The organism is Mesorhizobium sp. WSM4844 (assembly GCF_055811775.1).
This window is the reverse complement of sequence record NZ_JBVVQB010000002.1, coordinates 261,493-287,696: the sequence shown is the minus strand read 5'-3', so window position 1 is coordinate 287,696 and position 26,204 is coordinate 261,493. Positions and strand designations below refer to the sequence as shown.

Here is a 26,204-nt window from a genome sequence, read left to right as displayed (position 1 = left end):
GCCCTACTGCCCTACTGCCCTACTGCCCTACTGCCCTACTGCCCTACTGCCCTACTGCCCTACTCCCCTACTCCCCTACTCCCCTACTCCCCTACGTCCGCGGCCTCTGCCAGCCGATGTCGAGCAGACCCAACCGGCCGAGTTCCCGGTCCATCGCGCGCGCGACATCCTTGCGTTCGGCGCCGATGTCGCGCAATTGCCGGTCCGGAAGGTCGTCGACGTTCTCGGGCGGGAGGTTGACCGCCATTTTTGCATGGCGGAACCAATCAGACACCGCGCGCAGCCAGGCCGGGCGGATGGTAACAGGACTCAAGACGATGTGAGACATGGTGCAATCCGGCTTCTCCGGACATCAAGTCCGGTTTGATGTTTGTTCGATGGTCACATCATGACGGATTGAAATTAAAACGAGAAACGAGTAGTTTTCTCTGCATCTTCAAGTTTTGTTTGAGGATTGAAAATGCTCGACCGGCCTCTCCTCGTCCTATTCTGATGGCGCGCCTGCTGCCAGGAACCCGTGCACTGAGGACGCTGGAAGCAGCCGCCCGGCACCTCAATTTCACCCGCGCCGCGGACGAACTTGGCCTGACCCCGGCCGCGGTCAGCCACCAGATCAAGGAAATCGAGGATCAGCTCGGCATCGTGCTGTTCACGCGCACCAGCCGCACCATCCGGCTGACCGAGGCGGGCGCGGTGCTGTTCGAGGCCTCGACCGACGCGCTCGACCTGCTTGGCCGCGCCGTCTCACGGGCGCACAAGCTGGCGCGTGGAACGGCGTTGCTGAAAGTGACACTCGACGCCCAGTTTGCGACAAAATGGCTGATGCGACGCGTCGATGATTTTCGCAAGCAGCGACCGGGCATCGAGCTCCGCTTCGACATTGCCTCTGAATTGCGCGATTTCGACCTGGACGACGTCGATGTCGGCATCCGTTTCGGCGCGGGAAAATATCCCGGCCTTTGCACCCACCGGCTGTTCGACAACATCATCATCCCTGTGTGCAGCCCCAGCCTGCTGGCCTCCGGCCCGCCGCTGCGCGAGCCACGCGATCTCTTCCATCACACGCTCGCCCACATCGAGTGGGCGCGACAGGGCGTGACCTGGCCAAACTGGCGGATGTGGATGGCGGCGGCCGGCGTCGACGATTTCGACGACAGCCGGACGATCGTGTTCGGCACCTCGACCGACGCCGTTCAGGCCGCGCTCGACGGCAATGCCGTTGCGCTCGCCGATTTTGCCATGGTGGCGAGTGACCTTTCCGAGGGCCGGCTGATCCGGCCCTTCGAACTTGGCATCAAGGTTCCGCCGGACTTCGCCTACTTCCTGGTCTATCCCGTCGCATCCGCCAACGACCCCAGGATCGTGGCGTTCAGGGATTGGCTCCTCAACGAAGTTCACAACCCGCAGCCGGAGCCGACGCTTGGATGAGCTTCAGGTCGCCCTGAGTGATCAGCCGGCAGTCGTCGACCTATTTTCATGGCGGCAGCGTCAGCCCGCGACATCCGCCGCGCCGAACCAGCCGATCACCGCGCCGATGATAAGCAGCACGCCGAGCCAGTGGCCGCAGTCGATGATGGTCAGGTCCCAGTCGAACCCTTGGTAGCGATGATTGACGGATAGCGTCGTGGCGACGAATCCGAACCAGAGAACGAAGCCGAAGACGAGCCCGGCAACGAGGCTCGGTTCGCCACCGGTCATCGCTGCGACGATCAGAGACATGACGAGCGCCATGACAATTTCCGCGACGAAGCTGATTACGAAGGGCAGCGGCGATTTACTCATGGTCGCCGGATCAAGCCTGGTGGCCTTTAGCCACGGCTTGCTCAGGCCCATGTACCAGGCAGCGCCGAACAACCACGCCACCACCGCGGCGACGATCACCGCCAGCCAGTTCACTGCTGAAAAATCCATGATTTCCTCCCCGGAAGCATGTCGCTCAAAAGCATGCCTCCGGGCCCGAGCCGGGGGTGCCCAGCGGTTTTGGGACAACGGCATGCGTATTCTCAAAATCGAAGCGTGATGGAACGCCTGTTCGGCGATGCCGTCAAGAAAACCGCCAGACGGTGGTGCGTTTGACCAGCGCGTCTTCCAGCGCCCGGGTTACCGACACCTCGTAGACGGCGAGCGGCTCCAGTCCAGCTTTCGGCAGATAGGAGCGGCCGGGATCGCTGACGAGGATGTCGGCGCCACGCGCCTTGAGCGTCGCGAACCATGGCTTCAGCCGGTCGGCGAAGGATTTGTCGTAGAAGACGTCACCGGCCAGGACCACATCCCAGCCCGCATCGGTTCCGATGCAGTCGGTGCCAAGAAACATTATCCCGACGCCATTGGCCTCGGCGTTGAGGCGGATCGCGGTCGCGCAGAACGGGTCGATGTCGGCGGCGATCACCTCTGCCGCGCCGGCCTTCACCGCCGCAATGGCGACAAGGCCGGAACCGGAGGCAAAGTCGAGCACGCGCTTGCCCTGCACATCAGACGGATTGTCGAGGATGTAGCGGGCAAGGCCCTGGCCGCCGGCCCAGGCGAAGGCCCAGAAAGGCGGCTGCAGACCGATTTCGGCCAGTTCGTCCTCTGTCCGCTGCCACAGATCATGCGCCTCGTCGGCCAGATGCAGCAGCATCTCCGGCACATGCGGCGGTGCCATCAGCGCCGTGTTGTCGAGGATGAAGTTTCTCGCGCTATTTGGCGTCAGCGCCGTCACGGCGCCGGCGTCAGGTCGCCCATGCGGCAGACCTCTTTCCATTCGGCCGGCGTCACCGGCTGCACGGAAAGCCGTCCGAGTCGGACCAGCGCCATCTCGGCAAGCTTGGGGTTGGCCTTGACCTGCTCCAGCGTCACCGGCTTCGGCACATCCTTGACGGCGCGGATATCGACACATTCCCAGCGCGGATCGTCTGTGGTGGTGTCCTGATGGGCCAGCGCGCAGACCTCGACGATGCCGACCACGTCGAGCCCGTCGTTGGAATGGTAGAAGAAGCCGAGATCGCCGATCTGCATCGCCTTCATGTTGTTGCGCGCCGCATAGTTGCGCACGCCGTCCCATTGCGTGCCGGCCTTGCCCTTCGCCTTGAGGTCCTCGAAGGAGAAGACCGAGGGTTCGGATTTGAACAGCCAGTAGTTCATTTTTTGCTCCTCCGCGGCTGGAGATCAGCTACAGCGCCGCGCATCTTTCAGAAGCGCAAAGGACGCTGTAGCACTTTGATTTTGCGCATGATCCTTTCCGAAAATCGATTCCGATTTTCGGAGTCATGCATTCACCGGCTTGTTGAAGGTCCAATTCCAATGCCGAATTTCGACGCTTTCGAACAGCCCTGCCCTGGCAAAGGGGTCTGCCGCCGATAGCGCTTCTGCCGCCTCCAGATCGGGCGCCTCAACCACGACGAGGCTGCCGTTCGGCTTGCCGTCGGCGTCGAGGAACGGACCGGCGAAGGCCAGCTTGTTCTCGCCGTTCAGTCCCTCCAAAAAGGCAACATGCTCGGGCCGCGTATCGAGCCGCACCTGCAGGCTTCCAGGCTTATCCTTGCAAATCAGCGCAAACAGCATCTTTCCATCTCCGGATTGTTCAACATTACACGTCGGTTTCGGTCTTCAGCGGCCTTGTCATCAGCGCCGACACAGCCTGGCGGATGGTGATCGTACCGTCCAGTATGGCGGCGACGGCGGTGATGATCGGCGCGTCGATGTTGCGCTCGGTGGCGATGCGGGCTGCGATCGCCGCCGTCGGCACCCCTTCGGCCAGGGGCAGCCCGGCAAGAGGCTTGCCTTGCCCCAGCGCGAGTCCGTAGGCGAAATTGCGCGACTGGGCGGACGAGCAGGTGAGCAACAGGTCGCCGAGACCGGAAAGTCCCATCAGCGTTTCCGGCCTCGCGCCGAAGGCGGCGCCGATGCGGCGCAATTCGACAAAGCCGCGCGTCACCATGGCGGCCTGGGCGCTGGCGCCGAGCTCGGCGCCGGTGACCGCACCGGCGGCAATGGCGAAGACGTTCTTCAGCGCGCCGCCGATCTCGACGCCGATGAGGTCGTCGCTCGAATAGCAGCGCAAATTCTGCGCCGAAAAGCGCGCGGCCAGGTCGGCCGCCAGACCCTCATTGCCGGCGGCGACCACCACGGCCGTCGGCAGCCCCCTGGCGACGTCAGTGGCGAAGCTCGGCCCGGACAGGGCGGCGACCGGATTTTCACGCAGGATCTCTCCAGCGATCGCCGACAGCAATGCGCCGGTGTCGCGCTCGATGCCCTTGGCGCAGAGGACCAGCGGGACGTCTTTCGGCATATGGGCTTTCGCGGTGGCCAGCATGGCGCGCAGCGACTGCGCCGGCGCCACCGCCAGCACGCAGTCGGCGCCGTCGAGCGCAGCCTCGATATCACTCGTTGCCACGATGCCGGCCTGGAGCGCGATGCCAGGCAGATAGCGCGGATTTTCGCCACGGTCGATCGCGGCGACGGTCTCCAAGTCGCGCGCATAGAGGCGGACGAAATGGCCGGCGCGCAACATGGCCAGCGCCAGCGCCGTGCCCCAGGCACCGCCGCCGAGCACGGCAACGCGCCAGCCGCTTGGTACCTTGTGCCCGCTGCCGCTCATGCCTTGGCTCCGCGCCGGCCCGAGCCGACCATCGGAGCCGAGATGCTGTCCAGCGGCCAGCGCGAACGCGGCACGAAATCAGCGGTGTTTTCACCCGATATGCCGGCGCGCAGCCGCTCGATGCCGGCCCAGGCGATCATCGCCGCATTGTCGGTGCAGAGCTTGAGCGGCGGCGCGACGAAGGCAAAGCCGGCCTTCTCGCACAGGGCTTCGAGTGTGGTCTTGATCGTCCGGTTGGCGGCGACACCGCCTGCAACGACGAGCGCAGGCTTCAGCTCGCTCGGAAACTCCTGGCGGAAACGGTTCAGCGCCCTCGAAACACGGTCATCCAGCGCATCCGCAACCGCCGCCTGGAAGGAGGCGCAGATGTCGGCGACGTCCTGGTCGCTCAAAGGGGCAATGGCCGTCGCTGCCTGGCGCACGGCGGTCTTCAGCCCGGAAAAGGAAAAATCGGGCTGCGCCGAGCCCTTCATCGGCCGCGGGAAGGCGAAGCGCGCGGCGTCGCCGGTCGCCGCCGCCTTCTCGACATTCGGCCCGCCTGGATAGGGCAGGCCGAGCATCTTGGCCGTCTTATCAAAAGCTTCGCCGAGCGCATCGTCGATGGTCGTCGCCCAGCGCTGGTAGTCGCCAACGCCGCGCACCGCGACGATCTGCGTGTGGCCGCCGGACACCAGCAGCAACAGATAGGGAAAGTCGAGCCCGTCGGTCAGCCGCGCGGTCAGCGCATGGCCTTCGAGGTGGTTGATGGCAATCACCGGCTTGTTCGCCGCGGCTGCGATCGCCTTGGCCGTCATCAGTCCGACGATCAGACCGCCGACGAGGCCGGGGCCGGCGGTCGCAGCGATCGCGTCGATATCGGCGAGATCGACGCCTGAATCGGCAAGCGCGGCCTCGATGATGCCGTCCAGCGCCTCGACATGGGCGCGCGCGGCGATTTCCGGGACGACGCCGCCGAAGGCGGCATGCTCTTCGATCTGGCTGAGCACGATATCGGACAGGATTTTCGGCGCGCCGCCGCCGTCCAGCGCTACCACGCTGGCGGCGGTCTCGTCACAACTCGTCTCAATGCCCAGAACGCGGATCAATTCGTTGCCATCCCTGGAGATTGTGCAACCAGGCTTTCCCCGTTAGGAGAAAGCCCAAGGTCTGTTGATATTCAGGTGATGCCGGCCTGCAAATGGCGGGTTCCTGCGCTTCCGGTGCTCACGTACTCAAAGTACGCTCCGCTCCGGTTCTCGGAAACCACCATTTTCGGCTCGGCCTGACCTGAATCTCAACAGACCTCTATCTGCCGGTTATCACGGACAGCGCGCCATGCAAACAACCTTGAAAATCGGAACACGCGGCAGCCCGCTGGCGCTGGCGCAGGCGCATGAAACGCAGGCGCGGCTGATGGCCGCTCACGGCATGCCGGTTGAGGCATTCGAGGTGGTCGTCATCTCGACCAGCGGCGATCGCATCCAGGACCGGCCGCTGTCGGAAGCCGGCGGCAAGGGGCTGTTCACCAAGGAAATCGAGGAGGCGCTGCTGGCGCGCCGCATCGACATCGCCGTGCATTCGTCAAAGGACATGCCGACGGTGTTGCCCGACGGGCTGGAACTGTCTGCCTTCCTGCCGCGCGAGGATGCCCGCGACGCCTTCGTCGGCAAGGCGGCCAAAACGATCGCCGGATTGCCGCACGGCGCGAAGGTCGGTTCGTCGTCGCTCCGGCGTCAGGCGCTGATCCGGCGGATGCGGCCGGATCTCGACGTGGTGATGTTCCGCGGCAATGTGCAGACGCGGCTGCGCAAGCTCGACGAGGGCGTCGCCGACGGCACCATCCTTGCCTATGCCGGGCTGAAGCGGCTCGGGCTCGAAGATGTCATCACCGACCTGATGCCGCTCGACAGCTTTCCGCCGGCGCCGGGGCAAGGCGCGATCTGCATCGAAAGCCGCATCGGTGACCTCGATGTGGAAAGGATGCTGACGGCAGTCCATGACGTGCCGACCGGGCAGGCGCTGGCCTGCGAACGGGCTTTCCTGGCGGCGCTCGACGGTTCCTGCCGCACGCCGATTGCCGGCCATGCGACGATATCGGACGAAACGGTGTTCTTCGGCGGGCTGATCATCTCGCCGGACGGCGCGCAATCCCATGAGGTCAAGGCGGAAGGCCCGGCGCAGGATGCCGCGCGCATCGGCGACGAAGCTGCCAGGACCGTGCGGGCCAAGGCCGGCGAAAAATTCTTCGACGGCTGGGCCTGACATGCGTCGCGTCCTGGTGACGAGGCCGGAGCCGGGCGCCTCGCGCACGGCACAGCGGCTCGAGGGCCTGGGTTTTAAGCCGATCCTGCTGCCGCTGACCGAAACGGTGGCGCTGCCGGTTGATCCGGACAGGGTCGCAGCCAATGCCGCGGCCGTTGCCGTCACCAGCGCCAATGCCGTGCGCCATGCGCCGAAAGAAATCAGCGCGGCGCTCGCCGGTTTGCCTTGCCATGCCGTCGGCAGACGGACAGCGCAGGCCGCCCGTGCGGCCGGGGTTCTGTCGGTCAGCGAAGGGCCGGGCGATGCCGAGGCGCTGGCGGATGCGCTGGCCGGCGATTACGCCGGACAAACCATCGTCTATTTGTGCGGGCGGGTGCGTTATTCGGGTTTCGAGCAGCGGCTGCAGTCGGCAGGCGTTCAGGTTCGCGCCGTCGAGACCTATGACACTGTCGCGCTGGATTATTCCGATGGGGCCGTTCTTGCGCGCTTGTCCGGCCTGCCGGTCGAGGCAGTGCTGCTCTATTCGGCCAAGGCCGCCACAGCGCTGCAGGCACTGGCTGGGCGGCCGGCGCTGCGTGAGCTGTTTAAAAAGACATGTTTTTTTGCGCTGTCCGGACGTATCGCCGCAGCCTTGGAGACTGTTGCCTCAGAACAGCTCCGCGTTGCGCCGGAGCCCAGCGAGGAGGCGCTGCTGGAGCTTTTGCGGACGTCGCCTTGACCCCGTGTCATCACGCCGCCCCTTTTCACCGCTTGGTGATGTGCTAGACCCTTTCTGAACCATCCCGAAGCGAAATTTGCGGAGCCCAAGCATGGTCAAGACGCCGAAGATGCGGCATTCGAAAAGCCGTCGCGAGCCGGTGACCATCGAGCTCGAGCCCGGCGCTGTCTCGCGCGTTGCCGAAGAGGATGCCGCCAACGGGCGGACCGACGAGGCGAAGGCGGAGGAGGCGGCAAGCGCGTCGCAGCCGGAAGCGCCTGAAGAACCCGTCCATGCCGACCAGACCGACATCGAGCCGTGGGAACATGCCGAAGCGGCCCCGCCGCCCGGCTCGGAACAGCCGGCAGAGGGTGGCGCCAAAGCTCCTGAAGGGCCCAAACCGACTTATCCGGCCGGCTCGGAGGCATCGGCGAAGCGGGCCTTCGACTACAGTTTCGACGACGCATCGGCCAAGGACGCTTCGGCCAAGGCGGGCGCCGCTGACGCGGCGAAGGAAACCCAGACAGAGACTGAAGATATGGCAGCACAGCCGAAGCGTGGCGGCATCAACGGCATCGCCGCCGGCATTATCGGCGGCGTCATCGCGCTGGCTGCCGCCGGAGGGCTGCAGTATGCCGGCCTGCTCGGCGCGCCAGGGGCTGGCGATTTGTCCTCGGGCGGCGTGTCGCTCGATGGCGTCAATAGCGAAATCGCTGCGCTGAAGAGCGAGATTGCCGGGCTCAAGGATACAGCCGGCAACAATGACGCCTCGGCCAAGGTGGACGGGCTGTCGTCAGCGCTGGATCAGGTCAAGACGGATGTTGCGGCGCTGAAAACGGCCATCGAGCAGGGCGGAGCAGGCGACACCGCCGGGCTTGCAGCCCTCGGCGATAAAGTCAGGCAGATCGAGACGGCGGTTGCGGCGCTTGGCCAGACCGGCAACACGGCGCCGGTCGATCTCGGACCGCTCAACGAAAAGCTGGCCGGGCTCGACGCGGCGGTGAAATCCGCCGGCGAGACGGCGAAGGCACAGGACGGCCGGCTTGCGGCGCTGGAACAGTCGGTGTCGCAGCTTTCCGGCAAGGTCGAGGCACAGGCCGGGCAGCCCAAGGTTGCGCTCGCCATCGCCGCATCGGCGCTGAAGGCAGCACTCGACCGTGGTGCGCCATTCGCCGCCGAACTCGAAACCTTTTCGGCGATTTCGCCGGATGCTCCAGAGATCGCAGCCTTGCGTGCCTACGCCGAAAAGGGCGTTCCGACCCGGTCAGAGATCGCAACCGAAATGCCTGCCGCCGCCAATGCCATGGTCGCTGCCTCCGAGCCCGTCGACCAGAATGCCGGCTTCCTGCAAAACCTGCTGTCGAGCGCGCAATCGCTGGTCAGGGTCAGGCCGATCGGTGCAGTCGAAGGCGCTGGCGCTCCGGAAATCGTCGCCCGCATGGAGGTGGCGGTCAATCAGGGCGATTACGCCAAGGCGCTCAGCGAATACGATACACTGCCCGAGTCGGTGAAGGCCGCCGGCGCCGAATTTGCCGGCAAACTGAAGGCGCGAATCGAGGTCGAGAAGCAGGTCGACGCACTGATCGCCAGTGCGATGAAGGCGTGAGGACAACCCGATGATTCGCATTCTGCTTTTCCTCGTCGTGGTTTTCGCGCTCGCGCTGGGTTTCGGCTGGCTGGCCGACCGGCCGGGCGAGATGGTCGTCACCTTCAGCGGCTACCAATACCAGGTCAGCCTGATGGTGGCGGCGGTGGCGGTCGTTGCCGTGGTTGCCGCGGTGATGATCGCCTGGTGGCTGCTCAAGGCGCTGTGGAACAGCCCCTACACGATCTCGCGCTATTTCCGCGTGCGCCGTCGCGATCGTGGCTATCAGGCGCTGTCGACCGGCATGATTGCCGCCGGCGCCGGTGACGGAGCGCTCGCCCGCAAGAAGACCAAGGAGGCGGCAAAGCTGATCCGCTCCGACCAGGAGCCGCTGATCCAATTGCTGGAGGCGCAAGCCTCGCTGCTCGAAGGCGACCATGAGGGTGCCCGCGAAAAGTTCGAGACCATGCTCGACGATCCCGAAATGCGGCTGCTAGGCCTGCGCGGGCTTTATCTCGAGGCCGAACGCCTCGGCGACCGCAACGCGGCGCGGCACTACGCCGGCCGCGCCGCGGCGATGGCGCCGCAGTTAGCCTGGGCCGCCGAATCGACGCTGGAAGACCTGACCGGGCGCGGCAACTGGGACGGCGCGCTGAAACTGGTCGAGGCGCAGAAATCGACGCGGCAGATCGAGCGCGATGCCGCCAACCGGCGTCGCGCCGTGCTGCTCACCGCCAAGGCGCAGGCGCTGATCGACAGCGATCCCAATGCCGCCAAAACCGCTGCTCTGGAGGCCAACCGGCTGCGGCCGGATTTCGCGCCGGCGGCGGGGATCGCAGCCAAACTGCTGTTCAGACAAAATGATGTGCGCAAGGGCGCGAAGATCCTCGAAACGGCGTGGAAAGCCGAGCCGCATCCAGAGATCGCCGAGCTTTACACCCACGCCCGGCCAGGCGATGCCGTGCTCGACCGGCTGAACCGGGCGAAGAAGCTGCAGGAGATGAAGAAGAACCACGCCGAATCGTCGCTGGCGGTGGCGCGCGCCGCGCTCGACGCGCAGGACTTTTCAACCGCCCGCAAAGAGGCCGAGGCGGCTATCCGCATGGATCGCCGCGAAGGCGCCTATCTGCTTCTGGCCGACATCGAGGAGGCCGAGACCGGCGATCAGGGCAAGGTGCGGCAGCTTTTGTCCAAGGCAGTGCGTGCACCGCGCGATCCGGCCTGGGTCGCCGACGGCGTCGTTTCCGCACGCTGGGCGCCGGTGTCGCCGATCACCGGCAAGCTCGACGCCTTCGAGTGGCGTGCGCCGATGGAGCGGCTCGGCCAACTCATCGACAGTGACGAGGATGCGCCGGACGCCGCGGTGCCGACAATTGCAGCGCCAACGAAGCCGGAAAAGGAAAATGTGATCGAGCTGAACCCCGCTGGTTCGGCCGAAAGACCGACCGCCGTGGCGGCATCGGAAACTGACGAAGACGATGTTGCGCCGGTCACCGCCACGGCGTCTGCCGCAGTGCCGCCGGATGGCGACGCTGCCGAACCGGCGGAGGAAATGGCTCGGCTGCCCGACGATCCCGGCGTCGATCCGGACGACGAAGAGCAAAAATCACCACGCAGGTTTCGATTGTTTTGATTTGGCTTGAGCTTGAAAAGTTTGGCTGAGCTTGAAAGTTTTGGCGGATGGGAAGTAGGAATCACATGTTCGAACGCGTTCTGTCGTTTCTGAAGGACCTGCCGGGAGACGGCCGCGCCCGCAACAACGCCGATGATCCGCGCGTTGCCGCATCCGCCCTTCTCTACCATGTGATGAGTGCCGACGGCGTGCGTCAGGATGCCGAATGGGAGCGGTTCAAGGCGGTGCTGGCGGAAAGCTATTCGATCAGCGGCGACGAGCTCGACGCGCTTGCCGCTGCCGGCGAGCGGGCCGACAATGAGGCGATCGACCTCTACGCCTTCACCAGCGTTTTGAAGCGTCAGCTCGATCCGGACGCGCGAAAAGCCTTCATCGGCCTGATGTGGGAAATCGTCTATGCCGATGGCGAATTGCACGAGCTCGAGGACAATATCGTCTGGCGCGTCGCCGAGCTGATGGATGTCGAACGCCACGACCGCGTCGAGGCACGCCGCAAGGCGGCCGCCGAAGTGCCGGGCGCGGCTGGAATATCGAGCGACGAATAGACGGGATTCCGCATGCCATCCACGCCGAGGCCGAGACCAAAAATCCTGATCGTGCTGCATCAGGAGAGTTCGAGCCCCGGGCGCGTCGGCCACATGCTTATCGAAGAAGGCTTCGACCTCGATCTCCGCTGCCCGCCGCTCGGCGACGCCTTGCCGGAAACACTGGACGGTCATGCCGGAACCGTGGTGTTCGGCGGACCGATGAGCGCCAATGACGAGGACGACTTCGTCCGCCGTGAGACCGACTGGCTGAAAATTCCGCTCAGGGAGAACCGGCCGTTGCTCGGCATCTGCCTCGGCGCGCAGATGCTGGTCAACCATCTTGGCGGCAAGGTCGAGGGTCATGGCGAGGGGCTGGTCGAGATCGGCTGGTATCCGCTGACAGCGACCGAGGACGGCAAGAAGCTGATGCGCTGGCCCGAGATGGTCTATCAGTTTCACCGCGAGGGCTTTTCGCTGCCGAAGGACGCGACGCTGCTGGCGACGGCCGAAACCTATCCAAACCAAGCCTTTCGTTATGGCGACAATGCCTGGGGCATCCAGTTCCATGGCGAATTGACAAGGGCGATGATGCAGCGCTGGGTCGTTCGCGGCGCGCATCGCTTCGAGTTGCCCGGCGCGCAGCCCGGTCGCGATCATCTCGGCGGCCGGCTGATCTGGGACATGCATCTCAAGCGCTGGCTCGGCGAATTCCTGCAGACGATCTTCGGCAAGCCGGGGCTGTCCTGATCTGATCTAGTTTTGCCCGGATCTGTGCGCCCTGGGATCAGTTTCGCCCGTTGAGATGGCGCACCTTGCGCAGCTGCGGGAACAGCACCGCCCACAGCCCGGCGACAACGACTGCGCCGACGCCGCCGATCACCACCGCGGGCACGGTGCCGATCAATGCCGCCATGGTGCCGGCGCGGAATTCGCCGAGCTCGTTGGAGGCGCCGACGAAAACCTGATTGACGGCGTTGACGCGGCCGCGAACCTTGTCCGGCGTCCACAGCTGGATCAGCGTCTCTCTGATGTAGACGCTGAACATGTCGGCGGCGCCGAGCAAGGCGAGCGCTGCGATCGACAGCCAGGTGATGGTGGAAAGGCCGAACAGCACCGTGAAGGCGCCGAACAGCGCGACGAAGCCGAGCATGACCACGCCGGCATGGTTGCGGATCGGATGTCCGGCCAGCCAGATGGCAACGCAGATGGCGCCGATGCCCGGCGCCGAACGCAACAGTCCCAGGCCCCAAGGGCCGAGTACGAGGATGTCGCGCGCATAGACCGGCAGCAGCGCCGTGGCGCCGGACAAAAGCACGGCGAATAAATCGAGCGAAATGGCGCCGAGCACGATCTTCTCGCTCCAGATATAGCCGAAGCCGGCAAACAGGGTCTGCATCGTCGGCCTGTCGGTCTCGCTGCGCTGGGCAGGCTTTGGGATGGTGAAGACCAGCACCGCGGCGACAAACATCAGAACGGCAGCGGTGCCGTATGCCGCTTGCGCCGAGAGCCCGTAGAGCAGGCCGCCGGCGACCGGTCCGACGATGGTCGCCGTCTGCCAGGCGGACGAATTCCAGGCGATCGCGTTGCCGAAATCCTCCGGCGGCACGAGGTTGGCGAACAGCGACGCTGCTGCCGGTCCGAAGAAGGCGCGCGCGATGCCGAACATGGCGAGCACGCCGAAGATCAATCCCGGTCCGCTAAGGCCGCGCAGCGTCAGCAGCAGCAGGGCCAGCGCGCAGATCGCCTCCAGCAGCACCATCAGCGCCATGATCAGACGGCGGCCGAAACGGTCAGCGACCACCCCGGTGATCAGCACCAGCAGCAGCGAAGGCAGGAACTGGGCAATGCCGACAAGGCCGAGATCGAACGGATCGCGGGTCAGGTCGTAGACCTGCCAGCCGACGGCGACGGATACGATCTGGGTGGCGAATGTGGCGAGGAAGCGTGCCGCCCAATAGCTCAGGAAGGGTTTGTGCCGGAAGGCGGCATAGCGCCGGTCGGGCGGTGCGTGAGGTTCGGGTGTCATGGATCAGGCCCCGTGGCAAGGAAGTCGGCCGGCGGGGCACTTCCACGAGGGCGCTGGTCCGACCGCAGCGCTTTTAACGCAGTTCGGTGCGAGGCGCGCGTAAAAATCGGCTCTGGATCAAGGATTTCCGGCTACCATGCTAATTGCACAGCGAGGCGGAGGCGGAGGGTTATTTTGGCGCGCAGGTCGAGTTCTCCCGCGCCGCCCCCTCTGTCCTGCCGGACATCTCCCCCTCAAGGGGGGAGATTGGACGTCGCGGCGGCTTTCGCCAATCTCGAGCGTGAAAGGCGGCTTCGAGCGCGTCAGACCGTGGCCTTTGGCTTCCTGGTCTTCTTGACCGGCGCCGGCGGGGCGGCCTTGCGGCCAAGGCCGATCGCCTTCGCCAACTGCGAGCGCGAGGCCGCATAGGTCGGGGCGACCATCGGATAGTCAGCCGGCAAGCCCCATTTGGCGCGGTAGGCATCCGGCGTCAGTCCGAAATGAACGCCGATATGGCGTTTCAGGGATTTGAACTTCTTGCCGTCTTCGAGGCAGATGATGTAATCCGGCGTCACCGATTTCTTGGGATTGACCGCCGGGATCAGCGGTGCTGCGACCGGAACGGCGGGCTGGCCGAGCCCACCTATCGACGCGCTGACGCTGGCGATGAGATCGCCGAGGCCGGAAGCGGGCAAGCGGTTCTTCTCGACGTAAGCGGACACGATGTGAGCGGTCAGCTCGAGAAGGTCGATGTCCTTGCGGGCTTTGTTGCTGTCGTCGGTCAATCTATTTTCTCCGTTAGTGGGGTCGCAGAATTCCTAGTCGGCAAATCTGCATAACGCAATGACGCCGCACCACGCTACACATTATTTTGAATAACAATACTAACGGCCGGGCCAGATCAACAGGTTTGGCCTCGAACCGCTATAATATCAGACAATCAGGGATTTGTCGCGCCACAGTCGAAATCCCCCTTCGAAGGCGCGTGTGTTGTCGCCACGCTCGCAACCGGCAGGCAATTCGTCGAGTTTGTCGACATTGCCGCCGCCGATGATCACATAGTCAGGCTGAAGGGCGGCGCGCAGCCGCTCGACGACGTCGAAAACGTGTTTGCGCCATTTCTTCTTGCCGCGCTTTTCAAGGCCGCGTTCGCCAACATAGTCCTCGAAGCTGCTGCCCTTCTTGTAGGGAAGATGCGCGAGTTCCATCGGCTGGGCGACGTTGTCGAGGATCATCGCAGCACCGAGTCCGGTTCCGAGACCCAGGAACAGCATGCGCCCGCCTTCATAGCTGCCGACGGCCTGCATCAGCGCGTCGTTGACCAGCTTCACCGGCTTCCCGAACTGCGTTGCGAAGTCAAATCCGACCCAACCCTTGCCGAGATTGGCGGGGTCGGCCAGTGGCCTGTTGTGGTGCACCGGGCCGGGATAACCGATCGAGACGACATCGTAGGGCAAGCCATCGGCGAGCGTCTGCACGACGGCGATCATTTGCTGCGGCGTCAGGCCAGGCCCGGAATCGGCTCTGCGCTCCTCGCCGCCGGCGCTGGTGAGGATCTTGACATGGGAGCCGCCGATATCGATCGCAAGCACGATCTTTTCGCTGTCCGGTGCTTGCTTTTTCGCCGCCTTGGCCATTGCGTCGCCTCCGAGTTCATTTCGCCGGGTTGATCCAGCCGTTCGGCGGTCCGAACCCGGCCATCGCCTCGGCGGGCCCCCATGCTCCCGGCTCATAGAGGTGTGGCGGTGTGGTGTCGCCGAGCACCGGGCCGACGATCCGCCAGGCAAGCTCGCTGGCATCCTGGCGAGTGAACAACTGGCCGTTGCCGTTCATGGCGTCGCCGATCAGCCGCTCATAGGGCGGCATGTCGCCCTTGCTGTCGTCGAGCGCGGTGAGTTCGACCTGCTCGCCGATCATGTCGTCACCAGCGGCCTTGCGCTGGGCGCCGATCGAGATCGCCACCTGCGGGTCGATGCGGAAACGGACGTGATTCGCATCTCCGGGTTTGATCGGGTCGAAGACGTCGAGCGGCGGCCGCTTCAGCCGCACGATGACCTCGGTGGCGTGCACCGGCATGCATTTGCCGGCGCGGATGAAGAAGGGCACGTCCCGCCAACGCCAGGTGTCGACGAGGAAACGCACCGCCGCGAAGGTCTCGACCGGCGAATTCGGCGCGACGCCCGGCTCGCTGAGATAGCCTTTGAACTGGCCGCGCACGACATCGTCACTGGTCAGCGTCCGGATCGCCCGCAGCACCTGCACCTTCTCGTCGATCAGATCGTCGGCCGAGCGGCCAACGGGCGGCTCCATGGCCAGCAGCAGCAGGATGTTGAGCAGATGGTTCTCGATGACGTCGCGGATGCAGCCGACCTCGTCGTAGAAGCGGCCGCGGCCTTCGACGCCGAAATCCTCGGCCATGGTGATCTGCACGCTCTCGACGAAATTGCGGTTCCAGATCGGCTCGAGAAAGGAATTGGCGAAGCGGAAATAGAGCAGGTTCTGGATCGCCTCCTTGCCGAGATAATGGTCGATGCGAAAGATCGACTGCTCGTCGAACACCAGGTGAAGGACCCGGTTCAGCCAGCGCGCCGATTGCAGATCGTGACCGAACGGCTTTTCCACCATCAGGCGCGCGCCCTGGGCTGCGCCCGACTGTTCCAGGCCCTGGATGACCGTCTCGAACATGGTCGGCGGCACCGCCAGATAGTGCAGCGGGTGCTGCGCGGTCCCGAGCGCGCTTTTCAGCTTCTCGAATGTCGCGGCGCTGCGGTAGTCGCCGCTGACATAGCGAAGCAGCGAGGCAAGTTTCGCGAATATCTTCTCGTCGACCTTGCCGATGGCCTTGACGATGCCGTCGTGGGCCCGCGCCTGCAACTGCTTCAGGTCCCAGGCGTCGAAAGCGACGCCGATCACCGGTTCGGTGAGCGTTCCCTTGGCGACCATGGCGTAAAGTGCCGGGAAGATTTTTTTGTGGGCGAGGTCGCCGGTCGCCCCGAAAAGCACCAGCGTGTCGGACCGTTCCTGGTTCATGAGCGTGTCTTCCCCGTCACGAGCCGGTCTTCGGCTTTTCGACATGGCCGCCAAAGGCATAGCGCATGGCGGACAGCAGCTTGTCGGCGAATTCGGATTCGCCTTGCGAGGCGAACCGGTCGAACAGGGCCGAGGACAGAACCGGCGCCGGCACGCCGGTGTCGATCGCCGCCTTCAGCGTCCAGCGGCCTTCGCCGGAATCCGAAACCCGTCCGCCGAACTGCGTCAGCCCCGAATCGGCCTTCAATACGCCCGCCGTGAGGTCGAGCAGCCAGGAGCCGATGACGCTGCCATGCCGCCAGACTTCGGCTACCTCGGCGGTATCGATGTCGAACTGGTAATATTGCGGGTTTTCCAATGGACTGGTTTCGGCGTCGGCCGTCCGCTGTCGCTTGCCGGCATTCGCCGACTTCAGGATGTTCATGCCCTCGGCATAGGCGGCCATGACGCCGTATTCGATGCCGTTGTGGACCATCTTGACGAAATGGCCGGCGCCGCTCGGTCCGCAGTGGAGATAGCCGAACGGGGCGGTTCCGGCATCCTTGCCGGGGGCGGGTACCCCGGCATCGGCGCCTGGAGCTAGGGTGGCGAAGACCGGGTCGAGATGCTGGACCGCGCTGTCGGGGCCGCCGATCATCAGGCAATAGCCGCGCTCGAGGCCCCAGACGCCGCCGCTGGTGCCGACATCGACATAGTTCAAGCCTTTCAATGCCAGGCGCGCGGCATGGTCGACAGCCTCGTGATAATAGGAATTGCCGCCGTCGACGATGATGTCGCCCGGCTCCATCAGGTCGGCCACCTGATCGACGATCCGGCTGGTGATCGCCGCCGGCAGCATCAGCCAGGCGCTGCGCGGCTTGGTCAGCTTGCCGACGAAATCCTCCATCGAAGCGGCTCCGATCGCGCCAGCCGACACAAGGGCTTCAACGCTGGCCGGGTTGATGTCGTAGACCACGCATTCATGGCCATCGCGCAGCAGGCGCCGCACCATGTTGGCGCCCATCCTGCCCAGTCCCATCATTCCGATCTGCATGTTTTTCGTCCTGCTTCTTGAGGGATAGAAGATCTACTGGCTCTATTGTTGGAGCATGATCTTTTCCGAAAACCGGTTTCCACTTTTTGCTAACGCGGACCTTCGGTTCGGGATCATGCTCTAGTCCGGCTTGTCGATACCGACGGAAAAGTCGACATTCTCCCAACGGCCGGCATCGGGCCAGAAAAAAGTAAAGACGATCATATTGCCCGGCGGGAGATCGGCAACGGGCAGGTCCATGAGATGGATGCCGAAGGCGTTCTCGATCGTCGCGGCGTCACGGATGGTTGCCCAATCGTCGTTGCTCCAATGGACCACCGCCCGGGCCAGCAGTTCGACGCGCAGCAGCTTGCCGGCGGGCATGGCGCGGAGCTTGTGATTGAAGCGCCATGTCCGGCGCGGCGCCACGGTCCTGTCCTCGATGTAGCGCTTCACGCCTTGCGGCGGCATGTCGAAGACGGCGCCGTCATTGAGCGAGCGCAGCAGCTTGATATGCTCCGAATGCGCCCAGACCAGAGGCATGGCGCTGCCCGACGGTCCGCCGTGCCGCAGTTCGTGTTCGGCGATGTCGGGACCATCCCAGACCTGCTCCGGCAGCAGGCCGCCAAACCCGGCCGAATCCTCCAGGGTCTTTAACAGGCTCGCTGCCTTGTCCTTGCGGCCCGCCGCCAGTTCGTAATGGGCGCGCTCGCCGACCAGCAGCGGCCAGGGCCGGCCCTGGCCGGACCCGTCGAAGGGCGCGCCGTCGGCGTGCTCGCCATAGCCGTCGCTGGTATAGCGATACCAGACGGGCCCCTGCGGCAGGTCGCAGCGCAGCCGCGCATCGATGACCCTGACCGTGTCGACGATGCGCGGATCGTCGGCGGCCCTGAGGCCGAAGCGGACGAGCGCCAGCGCATCCGGGCTGACGATCGCCTCGGCCGGCCGGTCGCTATCGCCCGGCGGCCGGTTCTTGATCGGCACATAGCCGTCCTTCGGCGACGCCGCGCCGGCGGTGTCGGGCGGCGCGATGCGGACGTAATAGCCCTCGACGCCGACCTCTTCGCCGAGTGGAGTGCCGGTGACATAGGTCCAGCGCTCGATCTGGTCGTTCCAGACATCGGCGGTTTCCCGCAGATAATTTGCCGGCTCTGCTTTGCCGCAAGTTTCGAACAGGTCGGCCGCGGCCAGCAGGGCGGCGATCTCGACGGCCAGCGTGAACGGGCTGTAGCCGGCATCCTCTTCCCAGCGGTCTTCGCCGGTGACCGGACCGTTGCGCACGACGTAGGAAGCGGCGCGCTCGATCGTCGGCATGAAGGAGCGCAACACGGCGTCTGCCAGATGCCCAGCCCGGCGCAGCGCGTCTGCGAGCAGCAGCGGAAACGCGCATTCGTCCATCTGGATGCCCGGCCAATAGGCAGATCCGTCGAGCCAGGCGTTCTGCGGCCAATGCCCATCCGGCTGCTGGATCGAACGGAGATAGGCGAGGATCTCAAGCGCTTGCGCCGGATCGCCGGCGGCGAGAAAGCCGCCCGCGGTTTCGACCAGGTCGCGCGGCCAGACCAGATGATAGCCGCCGATATCGTCGTCGCCCTTGCTGAAGCCCCACGGGATCGACAGGCTGGCGACGGCCGCTCCGGTGGATGAGCGGTGCGTTGCCAGAATCGCCGTGCTGACACGATAGGTGTTGATCGCCGCACCGGGCCGGTCCAGCGGCAGCAAGCCAGCCTGCCATTTCCGCCATTTTTCGATAAAGGATTTGGCCGCGGGCGCAAAACCTCGCTTCAGGCTGGCCGAGGCATTTTCCGCCGCCTCTTGCGGCGTCGTTCCGAAACCCAGCGCGAGCAACGCCGTCGGGTTCGCAGCCGAAAAGCCAATCTCGCCGGTCAGCGCGACATTGCCGTCCTCGGCCCTGCGGCAAGCCGGGTCGAGCCGGCCGTCACGACGGAGTTGCTGCCAGCCGTCGGAGACACCGACATAGCCGGCCGAGCATGCTCCCCAGGGCAGCGACGAGGCGAGCGCCAGGCAAACGCCACGTCCCGATGCAAACAGGACAGGCCTTCCCTCGTGGTCGCCGACCCAGGCGGTGTTGGCCATGCCGGCGTTGACCAGATGCGGCGCCAGCAACGCGTAGACGCGGTGATCGGCAACTGTGCCGCTCAGCGGCGTGAAGCTGATTTCCTGCAGCAAAACAGGATGTTCTGGATCCGTAACGATGCGCTTTTCGATCCGGTAGGTGGCGGCGGTGTTGACCAGCCTGTAGGCGGGCACCCCATCCTCGAACGGCTCGAGGCTGTGCACGGCATCGCGCTTTTCTTCCGAGAAATAGAAGCCGGGGCCGGTGACGACCAGTCCCATGTCTCGCGTGCAGGCGCTGTCGAGGCGGGGATAATAGACCTCGTTGAGGATGCCGTGGCTGATCGTGAACCAGACAGGGCAGGCCGGCGAAAGCGCGGTTCCGACGCCGCTCTTGGTGCTCGACGTCCAGCGCGCCGGAATTCCGGGTGCGCCCAGCGCATCAGTCGGCGTCGCTGCCATCTTGATTTTGGTCTCCTGCCCATCCCTAGACCAGGAGCCGAAGCCTTTTCAATCATTGCACCGCAAGTTGATCGTCAAACCGTCATCGATCGCTGTTGACAAGTGCGCCCATCTAAATTTGTCTGACAATATTGAAACGAGGGTCGTCATAACAGCCGCCAGCAGCCAACAACGACCATCAATCCATGGGAGGATAACAGATGAAGAAGATACTCGTCCTGAGTGCGATTGCGGCGATGCTCGCGTCAGGCGCCGCGTTTGCCGACACCAGCGACAAGAAGATCGCCTTTTCCAACAATTATGCCGGCAATTCGTGGCGACAGGCGATGCTCGACAGCTATGCCATCGTCACCAAGAAGGCGGTCGCCGACGGGGTGGTCGCTGCCGCGGACATCTTCACGACGGCCGACAAGGAAGTGCCGACCCAGGCAGCCCAGGTGCAGAACCTGATCCTGCAAGGCTATGACGCCATCGTCATCAACGCCGCCTCGCCGGACGCGCTCAACGGCGCCGTCAAGCAGGCCTGCGATGCCGGCATCGTCGTCGTCTCCTTCGACGGCATCGTCACCGAGCCCTGCGCCTACCGCGTCGTCGTCGACTTCAAGGACATGGGCAGGCAGGAAGTCGAGCAGATGGCCAAGTTCCATCCCGAGGGCGGCAATCTGCTGGAAATCCGCGGCCTTGCCGGCACCTCGATCGACGACGCCATCCACGCCGGGATTCTGGAGGGCGTCGCCGCCCATCCCGAGTTCAAGATCGTCGGTTCGGTGACCGGCGACTGGGACCAGACCACAGCGCAGAAGGCGGTCGCGACGATCCTGCCGTCGCTGCCGGAAATCGTCGGCGTCGTCGATCAGGGCGGCGACGGCTATGGCGCGGCACAAGCCTTCGCCGCCGCCGGCAAACCGCGCCCGACCATCATCATGGGCAACCGCCAGGACGAATTGCAGTGGTGGAAGGAACAGAAGGAAAAGGATGGCTACCAGACCTGGTCGGCGTCGATTGCGCCGGGCGTGTCGTCGCTGGCCTTCTGGGTGGCGCAGCAGGTGCTCGACGGCCGCACCGATGTGCCGCATGACCTGTTGGTGCCATACCTCGCCTTCACCCAGGATAATTTCGAGGCCGAGCTGCCGAACATCCCCAAGGGCGGCGTCGCCAGCCACGAATACACGCAGGAAGACGCCATCGCGGCGATCAAAGCCAACATCAAGTGAGCGTGGCACATCCAATGCCGCGCGCGTCGTCTTCCGGATTTCGCTAGGGATGCCCGAGGCCGGTGTAGACATCATCAGACTGGACGGCGCCGAAGAACATTTCGGCGCCGCCACTGTCGACATCATCAGGCTGGACGGAGCCGAAAAACATTTCGGCGCCGTCCGGGCGCTCGCCGGGGTGGATTTCCACGTCGGCGCCGGCGAATGCGTCGGTCTCGTCGGCCACAATGGCGCGGGCAAGTCGACGCTCATGCATATGGTGGCGGGCACGCTCGTGCCCGACAGCGGTCGGATCGCGGTGCGTGGCGGCATCGAGGACAATTATTCGGTGCCGCGCGCCCAACAACTGGGCATACGCTGCGTATTCCAGGAACTATCGCTGTGCCCGAACCTCAGCGTTGCCGAGAACACCCGAATCAACCACCCGGCGCTGCGCGGCCTCGGCTGGCGGCGCAAGGCGGCCGATCTGATCGCCGCCAAGCTCGACGAGATATTTCCGGGCCACAGCATCTCCGCCGCCGATATCGCCAGCGACCTTTCCATCGGCAGGCGGCAGATGGTCGAGGTGGCGCGCGCCTTCACGGTGACGCAGGATCCGCTCGAATTGGTCATCCTCGACGAGCCGACATCCTCGCTCGACGCGCACACGGCCGGCCAGTTGCTGGGTTTCGTCCGGCGCTTTGTCGCCGGGGGCAAGAGCTGCATTCTGATCTCGCATGTTCTGGGCGAGGTGCTCGGGAATGCCGACCGCATCGTGGTGATGCGCGACGGCAAGGTCGTCGCGTCGGATGCGGCTAAGGCTTTCGATCGCGGCAGGCTGGTGACGACCATGGGCGGAGCGGCAGCGCGTGAGAAGATCGCGGCCGAAATCGCGACCCAAAAGCCGGAGACCGGCCCGTTGCGGGTCCGGGCCCGCCCGGCGCGGCAAGAGGACGGCAACGAACTTGTGGCGCATGCCGGCGAGATCATCGGCCTTGCCGGGCTTGCCGGTCACGGCCAGACCGACCTGCTGCTGGCGATTTTCGCCGCTGCGGCACGCACTAAAACCGGCATCGAGGTCACAGCACCGGTGGCGCTGGTGGCCGGCGACCGCCAGTCTGACGGGATCTTTCCGCAATGGTCGATTGCGCAAAACATCGGCATCCGCTCGCTGGCGCGATTGCGCAACGGCCTGCTGATCTCGCCGCGGCGCGAAGCCGAGCTCGCCGACTTCTGGCAAAAGAAAATCGGCATCCGCACCCCCGACATGAACAACAACATCTTCTCGCTGTCCGGCGGCAACCAGCAGAAGGCCCTGTTTGCCCGGGCGCTCGGTTCCGACGCCAAGATCGTGCTGATGGACGACCCGATGCGCGGCGTCGACATCGGCACCAAGCTCGAGGTCTACGACCTTGTGCGCGAAGAGGCCGGCCGCGGCCGTACCTTCCTCTGGTACACCACGGAAACCGAAGAGCTCGACAATTGCCACCACGTCTATGTCTTCAAGAACGGCCGGATCGTCGCCAAGCTTGGTCGCGACGAGCTGACCGAGGAAAAGATCATCCAGTCCTCGTTCGGCGATGCGGCCTGAGATGACGGCAGCACCCGTCGAGACCGGTCCCAAGAGTTCTTCCGAGCGAAGCGCGCTGGCGCGGGCGCGTCTGCTGCGCGGGCTTCTGCCTGCGATGTCGCTGATGCTGGTGCTGCTGGCGATCGCCTGGCTCAACCCGCGCGCCATCAGCTATTTCGGCTTCAGCCTGATGCTCAACCTGGCGGTCCCGATTGCCCTGGCCACGATCGCGCAGATGTTCGTCATCGCCGGCAACGAGCTGGACCTGTCGATCGGCACCTTCGTCGGTTTCGTCGGCTGCGTCACGGCGACGTGGCTGAAGGACGCGCCGCTGGTCGGCGTCTTGATCCTGCTCGGGTCGATCGGCGTCTATGCGCTGCTCGGCGCGCTGATCCATCTGCGCAACCTGCCTTCAATCGTGGTGACGCTCGGCATGAGCTTTGTCTGGCAGGGTCTGGCCATCCTCATCCTGCCGAAGCCCGGCGGCAAGGCGCCGGACTGGCTGCTGTCGCTCATGGCCTTCAAGCCGCCCTTCGTCCCGTTCCCGATCATTGCGGCGCTGCTGATTGCCGCGGTCGTCCACTTCGGGCTGATGCGCACCTCGTATGGCGTGATCCTGCGCGGCTCCGGTGGCAATGCCGCGGCCCTCAGCCGTGCCGGCTGGTCGCTGCTCAAGACCAAGGTCGTGCTGTTCGCATTGACCGGCCTGTTCGGCGTTTTATCCGGCATGGCCCTGATTGGCATCACCACCTCGGCCGATGCCAATATCGGCAATGGCTACACGCTGCTGTCGATCGCCGGCGTCATCCTCGGTGGCGGCGAATTCGTCGGCGGCCGGGTATCGCCGATCGGCGCGGTGATCGGCGCGCTGACGCTGGCGCTCGCCGCGTCGCCGCTACTGACCTTCATGCACATCCCGCCCGATTGGCAGGTGGCCGCCAACGGCGCCATCCTCATAATCGTGCTGGCGGCCCGGGTGCTGATCAGCCGCAGGGAGAGGTGAGGGGATGGCATCGTTGCGATTGCTGCTCGCAAAACCCTGGATATGGTCCTTCATCGGCGCGCTGCTGGTGTGGCTGGCGACGATCACCTTCACCGGCGGATATGGCGGCGGCGGCATGATCACGGCGGCACTTTCGCTCGCCGTCTTCACCGTCATCGTCGGTGTCGGCCAGATGTTCGTGATCACGCTCGGTCCCGGCAATGTCGACTTGTCGCTGCCCGCCAATATCGGCCTCGCCAGCGCCGTCGCCATGAAGGTGATGGACGGCAATGATTCAATGATCGCGGTCGGGCTGCTGGCGGCGCTGGCCTGCGGCATGGCGATCGGCGCCGCCAATTATCTGTTGATCTGGGCGCTGCGCATTCCACCGATCATCGCCACGCTGTCGGCGAGCTTCATCATCCAGTCGATCGACATCAGCTATGGCCGCGGCTTGCAGATCAAGCCGCCGCCGGGCTTTGCCAGTTTCACCAACTGGCAGATTCTTGGCATTCCGGTGCTGGCGATCCTCACCGTGCTGTTCTCCATCGGCGCTGCGTTCGCGCTGCAGCGCATGATCTATGGCCGTTCGGTGCTGGCGATCGGCCAGAACATCCGCGCGGCGTGGCTGGCCGGCGTCAATGTCGGCCGCATCCGCTTTCTTACCTACACGCTGTCGGGCGCGCTCGGCGGCCTCGACGGGGCGCTGCTCGCCGGCTATTTCCGCGGCGCCAACGTCGATATCGGCAATGAGTACCTGCTGGCCTCGATCGCCGTCGTCGTCATCGGCGGCACGTCGGTAGCCGGCGGCAAGGCCAATGTGCCGGGTGTATGGGGCGCGGCCCTGTTCCTGGTGCTGCTTTTGACCATGCTCAACACGTTCGGCGTCAGCGCCGGCGTCCGTCTGTTGCTGACCGGGCTGATCATCGTCGGCGTCATCACTGCCGCCGGCGGGCAGAAAGCGCTACGCTAGCAAGCGGCGGCCCTTGGCGGCGCTGACCTGTGTCATCTCATACGTGCTTGCGCCCGCCAGATTCGCGGAACCAGCTGTCGGGATAGGGATACCACCAGTCCTGGATCGCTGGCCTGTGGTCGATGATGACCATCTTCGAGCGGCGGAAGGCATCCAGCCCCTGGCGACCAAGTTCGCGGCCGAGGCCCGACGCCTTCCAGCCGCCGAACGGCAGTGCGTCATTGTCGATCAGCGGATTGTTGACCCAGACCATCCCTGCCTCAAGCCGCTCCGCAGCCTCATGCGCCTCGGCAAGATCGGTGGTGAACACCGAGGCGCCGAGCCCGAACGGGCTGTCATTGGCAAGTTCTATCGCCTCGTCGAAATCCTTGACCCGGCAGATCGCGGCGACTGGCCCGAAACATTCTTCGCGCACGATCGCCATGTCGGGGGTGACGCCGGTGAGGATCGTCGGCTCGTAGAACCAGCCGACATTGTGCGCCGGCGGAATACGCCCGCCGGTGATCGCCTTGGCACCATTGCGCACGGCATCGTCGACCAGCCGCATGACTTTCGCCCGCGCCGCCTCGCTGACCAGCGGCCCGATCTCGGTCTTGTCGAGGCCGTTGCCGATGCGCAGCGCCCGTGTCTTCTGCGCAAACAGCTCGACAAAGCGGTCATGAACGGCATCGACGACGAAAAACCGTTCGGCCGAGGTGCAGACCTGGCCGGTGAGATGGAACGCGGCGGTGACGCTGCCGGCGGCCGCCACGTCGAGCGGGGCGTGTCGGCTGATGATCAGCGGATCGCTGCCGCCGGCCTCGATGACGCATGGCTTCATGCGCTCGGCGCAAGCGACGGCGACAGCCTTGCCGGCGGCGACCGAACCGGTGAAGGCAACCGCATGGGTGCGATCGGAGGCGATCAAAGCCTGCGCCGTGGCCGCCGCGCCGGGCAGGCAGGAAACCAGGCCCTCCGGCAGTGAGCGGAACACGGTCATGTAATCCAGCGTCGACAGTGTCGTCGCTTCGGCCGGCTTGATGACGCAGGCATTGCCGGCGGCAAGCGAGGCGGCAACGGTCCAGCACATCAACAGGATCGGGAAATTGTAGGGCATGATGTGCACAGACGTGCCGTAGGGCTCGTAGCGCGCATACTGGAACGAACCCGCCTGCGTCGTGCCGGCGATCTTGCCGGCATCGTCGCGCGCCATTTCGGCGTAGTAGCGGAAGATCGGCGCGCAATTGGCGATCTCGCCGATTGCTTCCGGATAGGGCTTGCCCATCTCGCGCACCATCAGCTCGGCGCAGCAGGTGAAGTCGGCCGCCTCGATGGCGTTGGCGACTGCATGCAGATGCCTGGCGCGGCTCTTGGCGTCGAGCTTTTTCCAGGCAGCTTGCGCCCTGGCCGCAGCAGTGAGCACGGCGTCGATCTCGCCGTCGGTTGCAGTCGCGATGGCGCCGACGGTTTCCAGTGTCGCCGGATCGATCACCGGTTTTGCCGCGCCGGTCATCGGCCGATAATCCGGATTGACGAAGAAGGCCGGCCGGTCAGGTGAAAAGTCCATGCTGTCCTCTCGTGTGTGCAGAGCCTTTTTGAGAATTCGCCCTGCCGAGACAGATGGCGTGGTTTTCGAGAACCGAAGCGGAGCGGACGTTGG

At 64.8% G+C, this 26,204-nt stretch carries 25 protein-coding genes; 11 read left to right on the top strand and 14 right to left on the bottom strand.

Going from position 1 to position 26,204, the window contains the following annotated elements; all coding sequences use genetic code 11:
* Window positions 1–91: 91 nt before the first annotated feature.
* Window positions 92–328 (bottom strand): hypothetical protein, encoded by a 237-nt coding sequence (locus AC0L2A_RS03520; protein WP_091592244.1) that lies wholly within the window; start codon window positions 326–328, stop codon window positions 92–94.
* 164 nt (window positions 329–492) lie between these two features.
* On the opposite strand from AC0L2A_RS03520, the gene gcvA reads away from it, so the two are divergent.
* Window positions 493–1,428, top strand: coding sequence for a transcriptional regulator GcvA (gcvA, locus tag AC0L2A_RS03515; protein ID WP_287218903.1), 936 nt, complete (start codon window positions 493–495; stop codon window positions 1,426–1,428).
* 60 nt (window positions 1,429–1,488) lie between these two features.
* Here gcvA and AC0L2A_RS03510 read toward each other — a convergent pair whose 3' ends face one another.
* The 6 genes from AC0L2A_RS03510 to tsaD form a co-directional block, all read right to left on the bottom strand.
* On the bottom strand, window positions 1,489–1,911 hold the full coding sequence (locus AC0L2A_RS03510; protein WP_027154813.1) for a DUF1761 domain-containing protein: 423 nt from the start codon (window positions 1,909–1,911) through the stop codon (window positions 1,489–1,491).
* Between the two features lie 133 nt (window positions 1,912–2,044).
* Window positions 2,045–2,644: a class I SAM-dependent methyltransferase gene (locus AC0L2A_RS03505; RefSeq protein WP_473607538.1), complete on the bottom strand. Its 600-nt coding sequence runs from the start codon at window positions 2,642–2,644 to the stop codon at window positions 2,045–2,047.
* 53 nt (window positions 2,645–2,697) lie between these two features.
* Window positions 2,698–3,123 carry an EVE domain-containing protein gene (locus AC0L2A_RS03500; RefSeq protein WP_027154811.1) on the bottom strand — a complete coding sequence of 142 codons (426 nt, stop codon included), beginning with the start codon at window positions 3,121–3,123 and terminating at the stop codon, window positions 2,698–2,700.
* Between the two features lie 123 nt (window positions 3,124–3,246).
* On the bottom strand, window positions 3,247–3,543 hold the full coding sequence (locus tag AC0L2A_RS03495) for a YciI-like protein (RefSeq protein WP_473607528.1): 297 nt from the start codon (window positions 3,541–3,543) through the stop codon (window positions 3,247–3,249).
* Window positions 3,544–3,568: 25 nt separating this feature from the next.
* The gene (locus AC0L2A_RS03490; RefSeq protein ID WP_473607526.1) at window positions 3,569–4,579 is read right to left on the bottom strand and encodes an NAD(P)H-dependent glycerol-3-phosphate dehydrogenase; all 1,011 of its coding nucleotides are present in this window, start codon (window positions 4,577–4,579) and stop codon (window positions 3,569–3,571) included.
* Window positions 4,576–5,661: a tRNA (adenosine(37)-N6)-threonylcarbamoyltransferase complex transferase subunit TsaD gene (gene tsaD / locus AC0L2A_RS03485; RefSeq protein WP_473607537.1), complete on the bottom strand. Its 1,086-nt coding sequence runs from the start codon at window positions 5,659–5,661 to the stop codon at window positions 4,576–4,578. The genes AC0L2A_RS03490 and tsaD overlap by 4 nt, the downstream gene beginning before the upstream one ends.
* A gap of 232 nt (window positions 5,662–5,893) precedes the next feature.
* On the opposite strand from tsaD, the gene hemC reads away from it, so the two are divergent.
* The 6 genes from hemC (at window position 5,894) to AC0L2A_RS03455 (ending at window position 12,009) form a co-directional block, all read left to right on the top strand.
* Window positions 5,894–6,820 carry a hydroxymethylbilane synthase gene (gene hemC / locus AC0L2A_RS03480; RefSeq protein WP_473607525.1) on the top strand — a complete coding sequence of 309 codons (927 nt, stop codon included), beginning with the start codon at window positions 5,894–5,896 and terminating at the stop codon, window positions 6,818–6,820.
* A 1-nt stretch (window position 6,821) separates the two neighbouring features.
* Window positions 6,822–7,538: a uroporphyrinogen-III synthase gene (locus AC0L2A_RS03475; RefSeq protein WP_473607524.1), complete on the top strand. Its 717-nt coding sequence runs from the start codon at window positions 6,822–6,824 to the stop codon at window positions 7,536–7,538.
* A gap of 91 nt (window positions 7,539–7,629) precedes the next feature.
* On the top strand, window positions 7,630–9,123 hold the full coding sequence (locus AC0L2A_RS03470) for a COG4223 family protein (RefSeq protein WP_473607522.1): 1,494 nt from the start codon (window positions 7,630–7,632) through the stop codon (window positions 9,121–9,123).
* A 10-nt stretch (window positions 9,124–9,133) separates the two neighbouring features.
* Window positions 9,134–10,735 (top strand): heme biosynthesis HemY N-terminal domain-containing protein, encoded by a 1,602-nt coding sequence (locus tag AC0L2A_RS03465; protein ID WP_473607521.1) that lies wholly within the window; start codon window positions 9,134–9,136, stop codon window positions 10,733–10,735.
* A gap of 65 nt (window positions 10,736–10,800) precedes the next feature.
* A complete protein-coding gene (locus AC0L2A_RS03460) occupies window positions 10,801–11,280 on the top strand; it encodes a tellurite resistance TerB family protein (RefSeq protein WP_473607520.1) in 480 nt (159 codons plus the stop codon).
* A gap of 12 nt (window positions 11,281–11,292) precedes the next feature.
* Window positions 11,293–12,009, top strand: a complete 717-nt coding sequence (locus AC0L2A_RS03455; RefSeq protein WP_473607518.1) for a glutamine amidotransferase — start codon at window positions 11,293–11,295, stop codon at window positions 12,007–12,009.
* A gap of 37 nt (window positions 12,010–12,046) precedes the next feature.
* On the opposite strand, the gene AC0L2A_RS03450 is transcribed toward AC0L2A_RS03455, so the two are convergent.
* The 6 genes from AC0L2A_RS03450 to AC0L2A_RS03425 form a co-directional block, all read right to left on the bottom strand.
* Window positions 12,047–13,288 (bottom strand): MFS transporter, encoded by a 1,242-nt coding sequence (locus tag AC0L2A_RS03450; protein ID WP_473607517.1) that lies wholly within the window; start codon window positions 13,286–13,288, stop codon window positions 12,047–12,049.
* A gap of 302 nt (window positions 13,289–13,590) precedes the next feature.
* Entirely contained in the window at window positions 13,591–14,052 is a 462-nt protein-coding gene (locus AC0L2A_RS03445) for a Ros/MucR family transcriptional regulator (RefSeq protein ID WP_023800548.1), read from the bottom strand.
* 147 nt (window positions 14,053–14,199) lie between these two features.
* Entirely contained in the window at window positions 14,200–14,904 is a 705-nt protein-coding gene (locus tag AC0L2A_RS03440; RefSeq protein WP_473607516.1) for an ROK family protein, read from the bottom strand.
* A gap of 16 nt (window positions 14,905–14,920) precedes the next feature.
* Window positions 14,921–16,297, bottom strand: coding sequence for a glucose-6-phosphate dehydrogenase (gene zwf, locus AC0L2A_RS03435; protein WP_473607515.1), 1,377 nt, complete (start codon window positions 16,295–16,297; stop codon window positions 14,921–14,923).
* A 16-nt stretch (window positions 16,298–16,313) separates the two neighbouring features.
* Window positions 16,314–17,330, bottom strand: coding sequence for a phosphogluconate dehydrogenase (NAD(+)-dependent, decarboxylating) (gnd, locus tag AC0L2A_RS03430; protein ID WP_287225025.1), 1,017 nt, complete (start codon window positions 17,328–17,330; stop codon window positions 16,314–16,316).
* Window positions 17,331–17,450: 120 nt separating this feature from the next.
* The gene (locus tag AC0L2A_RS03425; protein ID WP_473607513.1) at window positions 17,451–19,847 is read right to left on the bottom strand and encodes a glucan 1,4-alpha-glucosidase; all 2,397 of its coding nucleotides are present in this window, start codon (window positions 19,845–19,847) and stop codon (window positions 17,451–17,453) included.
* Window positions 19,848–20,047: 200 nt separating this feature from the next.
* Between AC0L2A_RS03425 and AC0L2A_RS03420 the strand changes: the two genes are divergently transcribed.
* From AC0L2A_RS03420 to AC0L2A_RS03405, 4 genes are read left to right on the top strand one after another with little or no spacing between them, the layout of a single operon-like run.
* Complete coding sequence (locus tag AC0L2A_RS03420) at window positions 20,048–21,061, top strand: substrate-binding domain-containing protein (protein ID WP_473607512.1); 1,014 nt, start codon at window positions 20,048–20,050, stop codon at window positions 21,059–21,061.
* A gap of 49 nt (window positions 21,062–21,110) precedes the next feature.
* The gene (locus AC0L2A_RS03415) at window positions 21,111–22,631 is read left to right on the top strand and encodes an ATP-binding cassette domain-containing protein (protein WP_473607511.1); all 1,521 of its coding nucleotides are present in this window, start codon (window positions 21,111–21,113) and stop codon (window positions 22,629–22,631) included.
* 1 nt (window position 22,632) lies between these two features.
* Entirely contained in the window at window positions 22,633–23,613 is a 981-nt protein-coding gene (locus AC0L2A_RS03410; RefSeq protein WP_287059004.1) for an ABC transporter permease, read from the top strand.
* 4 nt (window positions 23,614–23,617) lie between these two features.
* Window positions 23,618–24,565, top strand: coding sequence for an ABC transporter permease (locus AC0L2A_RS03405; protein WP_473607509.1), 948 nt, complete (start codon window positions 23,618–23,620; stop codon window positions 24,563–24,565).
* 37 nt (window positions 24,566–24,602) lie between these two features.
* Here AC0L2A_RS03405 and AC0L2A_RS03400 read toward each other — a convergent pair whose 3' ends face one another.
* On the bottom strand, window positions 24,603–26,111 hold the full coding sequence (locus tag AC0L2A_RS03400) for an aldehyde dehydrogenase family protein (protein WP_473607508.1): 1,509 nt from the start codon (window positions 26,109–26,111) through the stop codon (window positions 24,603–24,605).
* Between the last annotated feature and the right edge of the window lie 93 nt (window positions 26,112–26,204).

Bases quoted from the DNA above. Each gene is read 5' to 3' on its own strand.
- AC0L2A_RS03450 (WP_473607517.1), bottom strand. From the start codon at position 13,288: ATGACACCCGAACCTCACGCACCGCCCGACCGGCGCTATGCCGCCTTC.
- gnd (WP_287225025.1), bottom strand. From the start codon at position 17,330: ATGCAGATCGGAATGATGGGACTGGGCAGGATGGGCGCCAACATGGTG.
- AC0L2A_RS03420 (WP_473607512.1), top strand. From the start codon at position 20,048: ATGAAGAAGATACTCGTCCTGAGTGCGATTGCGGCGATGCTCGCGTCA.
- AC0L2A_RS03440 (WP_473607516.1), bottom strand. From the start codon at position 14,904: ATGGCCAAGGCGGCGAAAAAGCAAGCACCGGACAGCGAAAAGATCGTG.
- AC0L2A_RS03405 (WP_473607509.1), top strand. From the start codon at position 23,618: ATGGCATCGTTGCGATTGCTGCTCGCAAAACCCTGGATATGGTCCTTC.
- AC0L2A_RS03400 (WP_473607508.1), bottom strand. From the start codon at position 26,111: ATGGACTTTTCACCTGACCGGCCGGCCTTCTTCGTCAATCCGGATTAT.
- AC0L2A_RS03460 (WP_473607520.1), top strand. From the start codon at position 10,801: ATGTTCGAACGCGTTCTGTCGTTTCTGAAGGACCTGCCGGGAGACGGC.
- AC0L2A_RS03505 (WP_473607538.1), bottom strand. From the start codon at position 2,644: ATGGCACCGCCGCATGTGCCGGAGATGCTGCTGCATCTGGCCGACGAG.
- AC0L2A_RS03490 (WP_473607526.1), bottom strand. From the start codon at position 4,579: ATGAGCGGCAGCGGGCACAAGGTACCAAGCGGCTGGCGCGTTGCCGTG.
- AC0L2A_RS03475 (WP_473607524.1), top strand. From the start codon at position 6,822: ATGCGTCGCGTCCTGGTGACGAGGCCGGAGCCGGGCGCCTCGCGCACG.
- AC0L2A_RS03410 (WP_287059004.1), top strand. From the start codon at position 22,633: ATGACGGCAGCACCCGTCGAGACCGGTCCCAAGAGTTCTTCCGAGCGA.
- AC0L2A_RS03465 (WP_473607521.1), top strand. From the start codon at position 9,134: ATGATTCGCATTCTGCTTTTCCTCGTCGTGGTTTTCGCGCTCGCGCTG.
- gcvA (WP_287218903.1), top strand. From the start codon at position 493: ATGGCGCGCCTGCTGCCAGGAACCCGTGCACTGAGGACGCTGGAAGCA.
- AC0L2A_RS03470 (WP_473607522.1), top strand. From the start codon at position 7,630: ATGGTCAAGACGCCGAAGATGCGGCATTCGAAAAGCCGTCGCGAGCCG.
- AC0L2A_RS03425 (WP_473607513.1), bottom strand. From the start codon at position 19,847: ATGGCAGCGACGCCGACTGATGCGCTGGGCGCACCCGGAATTCCGGCG.
- AC0L2A_RS03495 (WP_473607528.1), bottom strand. From the start codon at position 3,543: ATGCTGTTTGCGCTGATTTGCAAGGATAAGCCTGGAAGCCTGCAGGTG.
- AC0L2A_RS03520 (WP_091592244.1), bottom strand. From the start codon at position 328: ATGTCTCACATCGTCTTGAGTCCTGTTACCATCCGCCCGGCCTGGCTG.
- AC0L2A_RS03500 (WP_027154811.1), bottom strand. From the start codon at position 3,123: ATGAACTACTGGCTGTTCAAATCCGAACCCTCGGTCTTCTCCTTCGAG.
- AC0L2A_RS03510 (WP_027154813.1), bottom strand. From the start codon at position 1,911: ATGGATTTTTCAGCAGTGAACTGGCTGGCGGTGATCGTCGCCGCGGTG.
- hemC (WP_473607525.1), top strand. From the start codon at position 5,894: ATGCAAACAACCTTGAAAATCGGAACACGCGGCAGCCCGCTGGCGCTG.
- AC0L2A_RS03415 (WP_473607511.1), top strand. From the start codon at position 21,111: ATGCCCGAGGCCGGTGTAGACATCATCAGACTGGACGGCGCCGAAGAA.
- zwf (WP_473607515.1), bottom strand. From the start codon at position 16,297: ATGAACCAGGAACGGTCCGACACGCTGGTGCTTTTCGGGGCGACCGGC.
- AC0L2A_RS03455 (WP_473607518.1), top strand. From the start codon at position 11,293: ATGCCATCCACGCCGAGGCCGAGACCAAAAATCCTGATCGTGCTGCAT.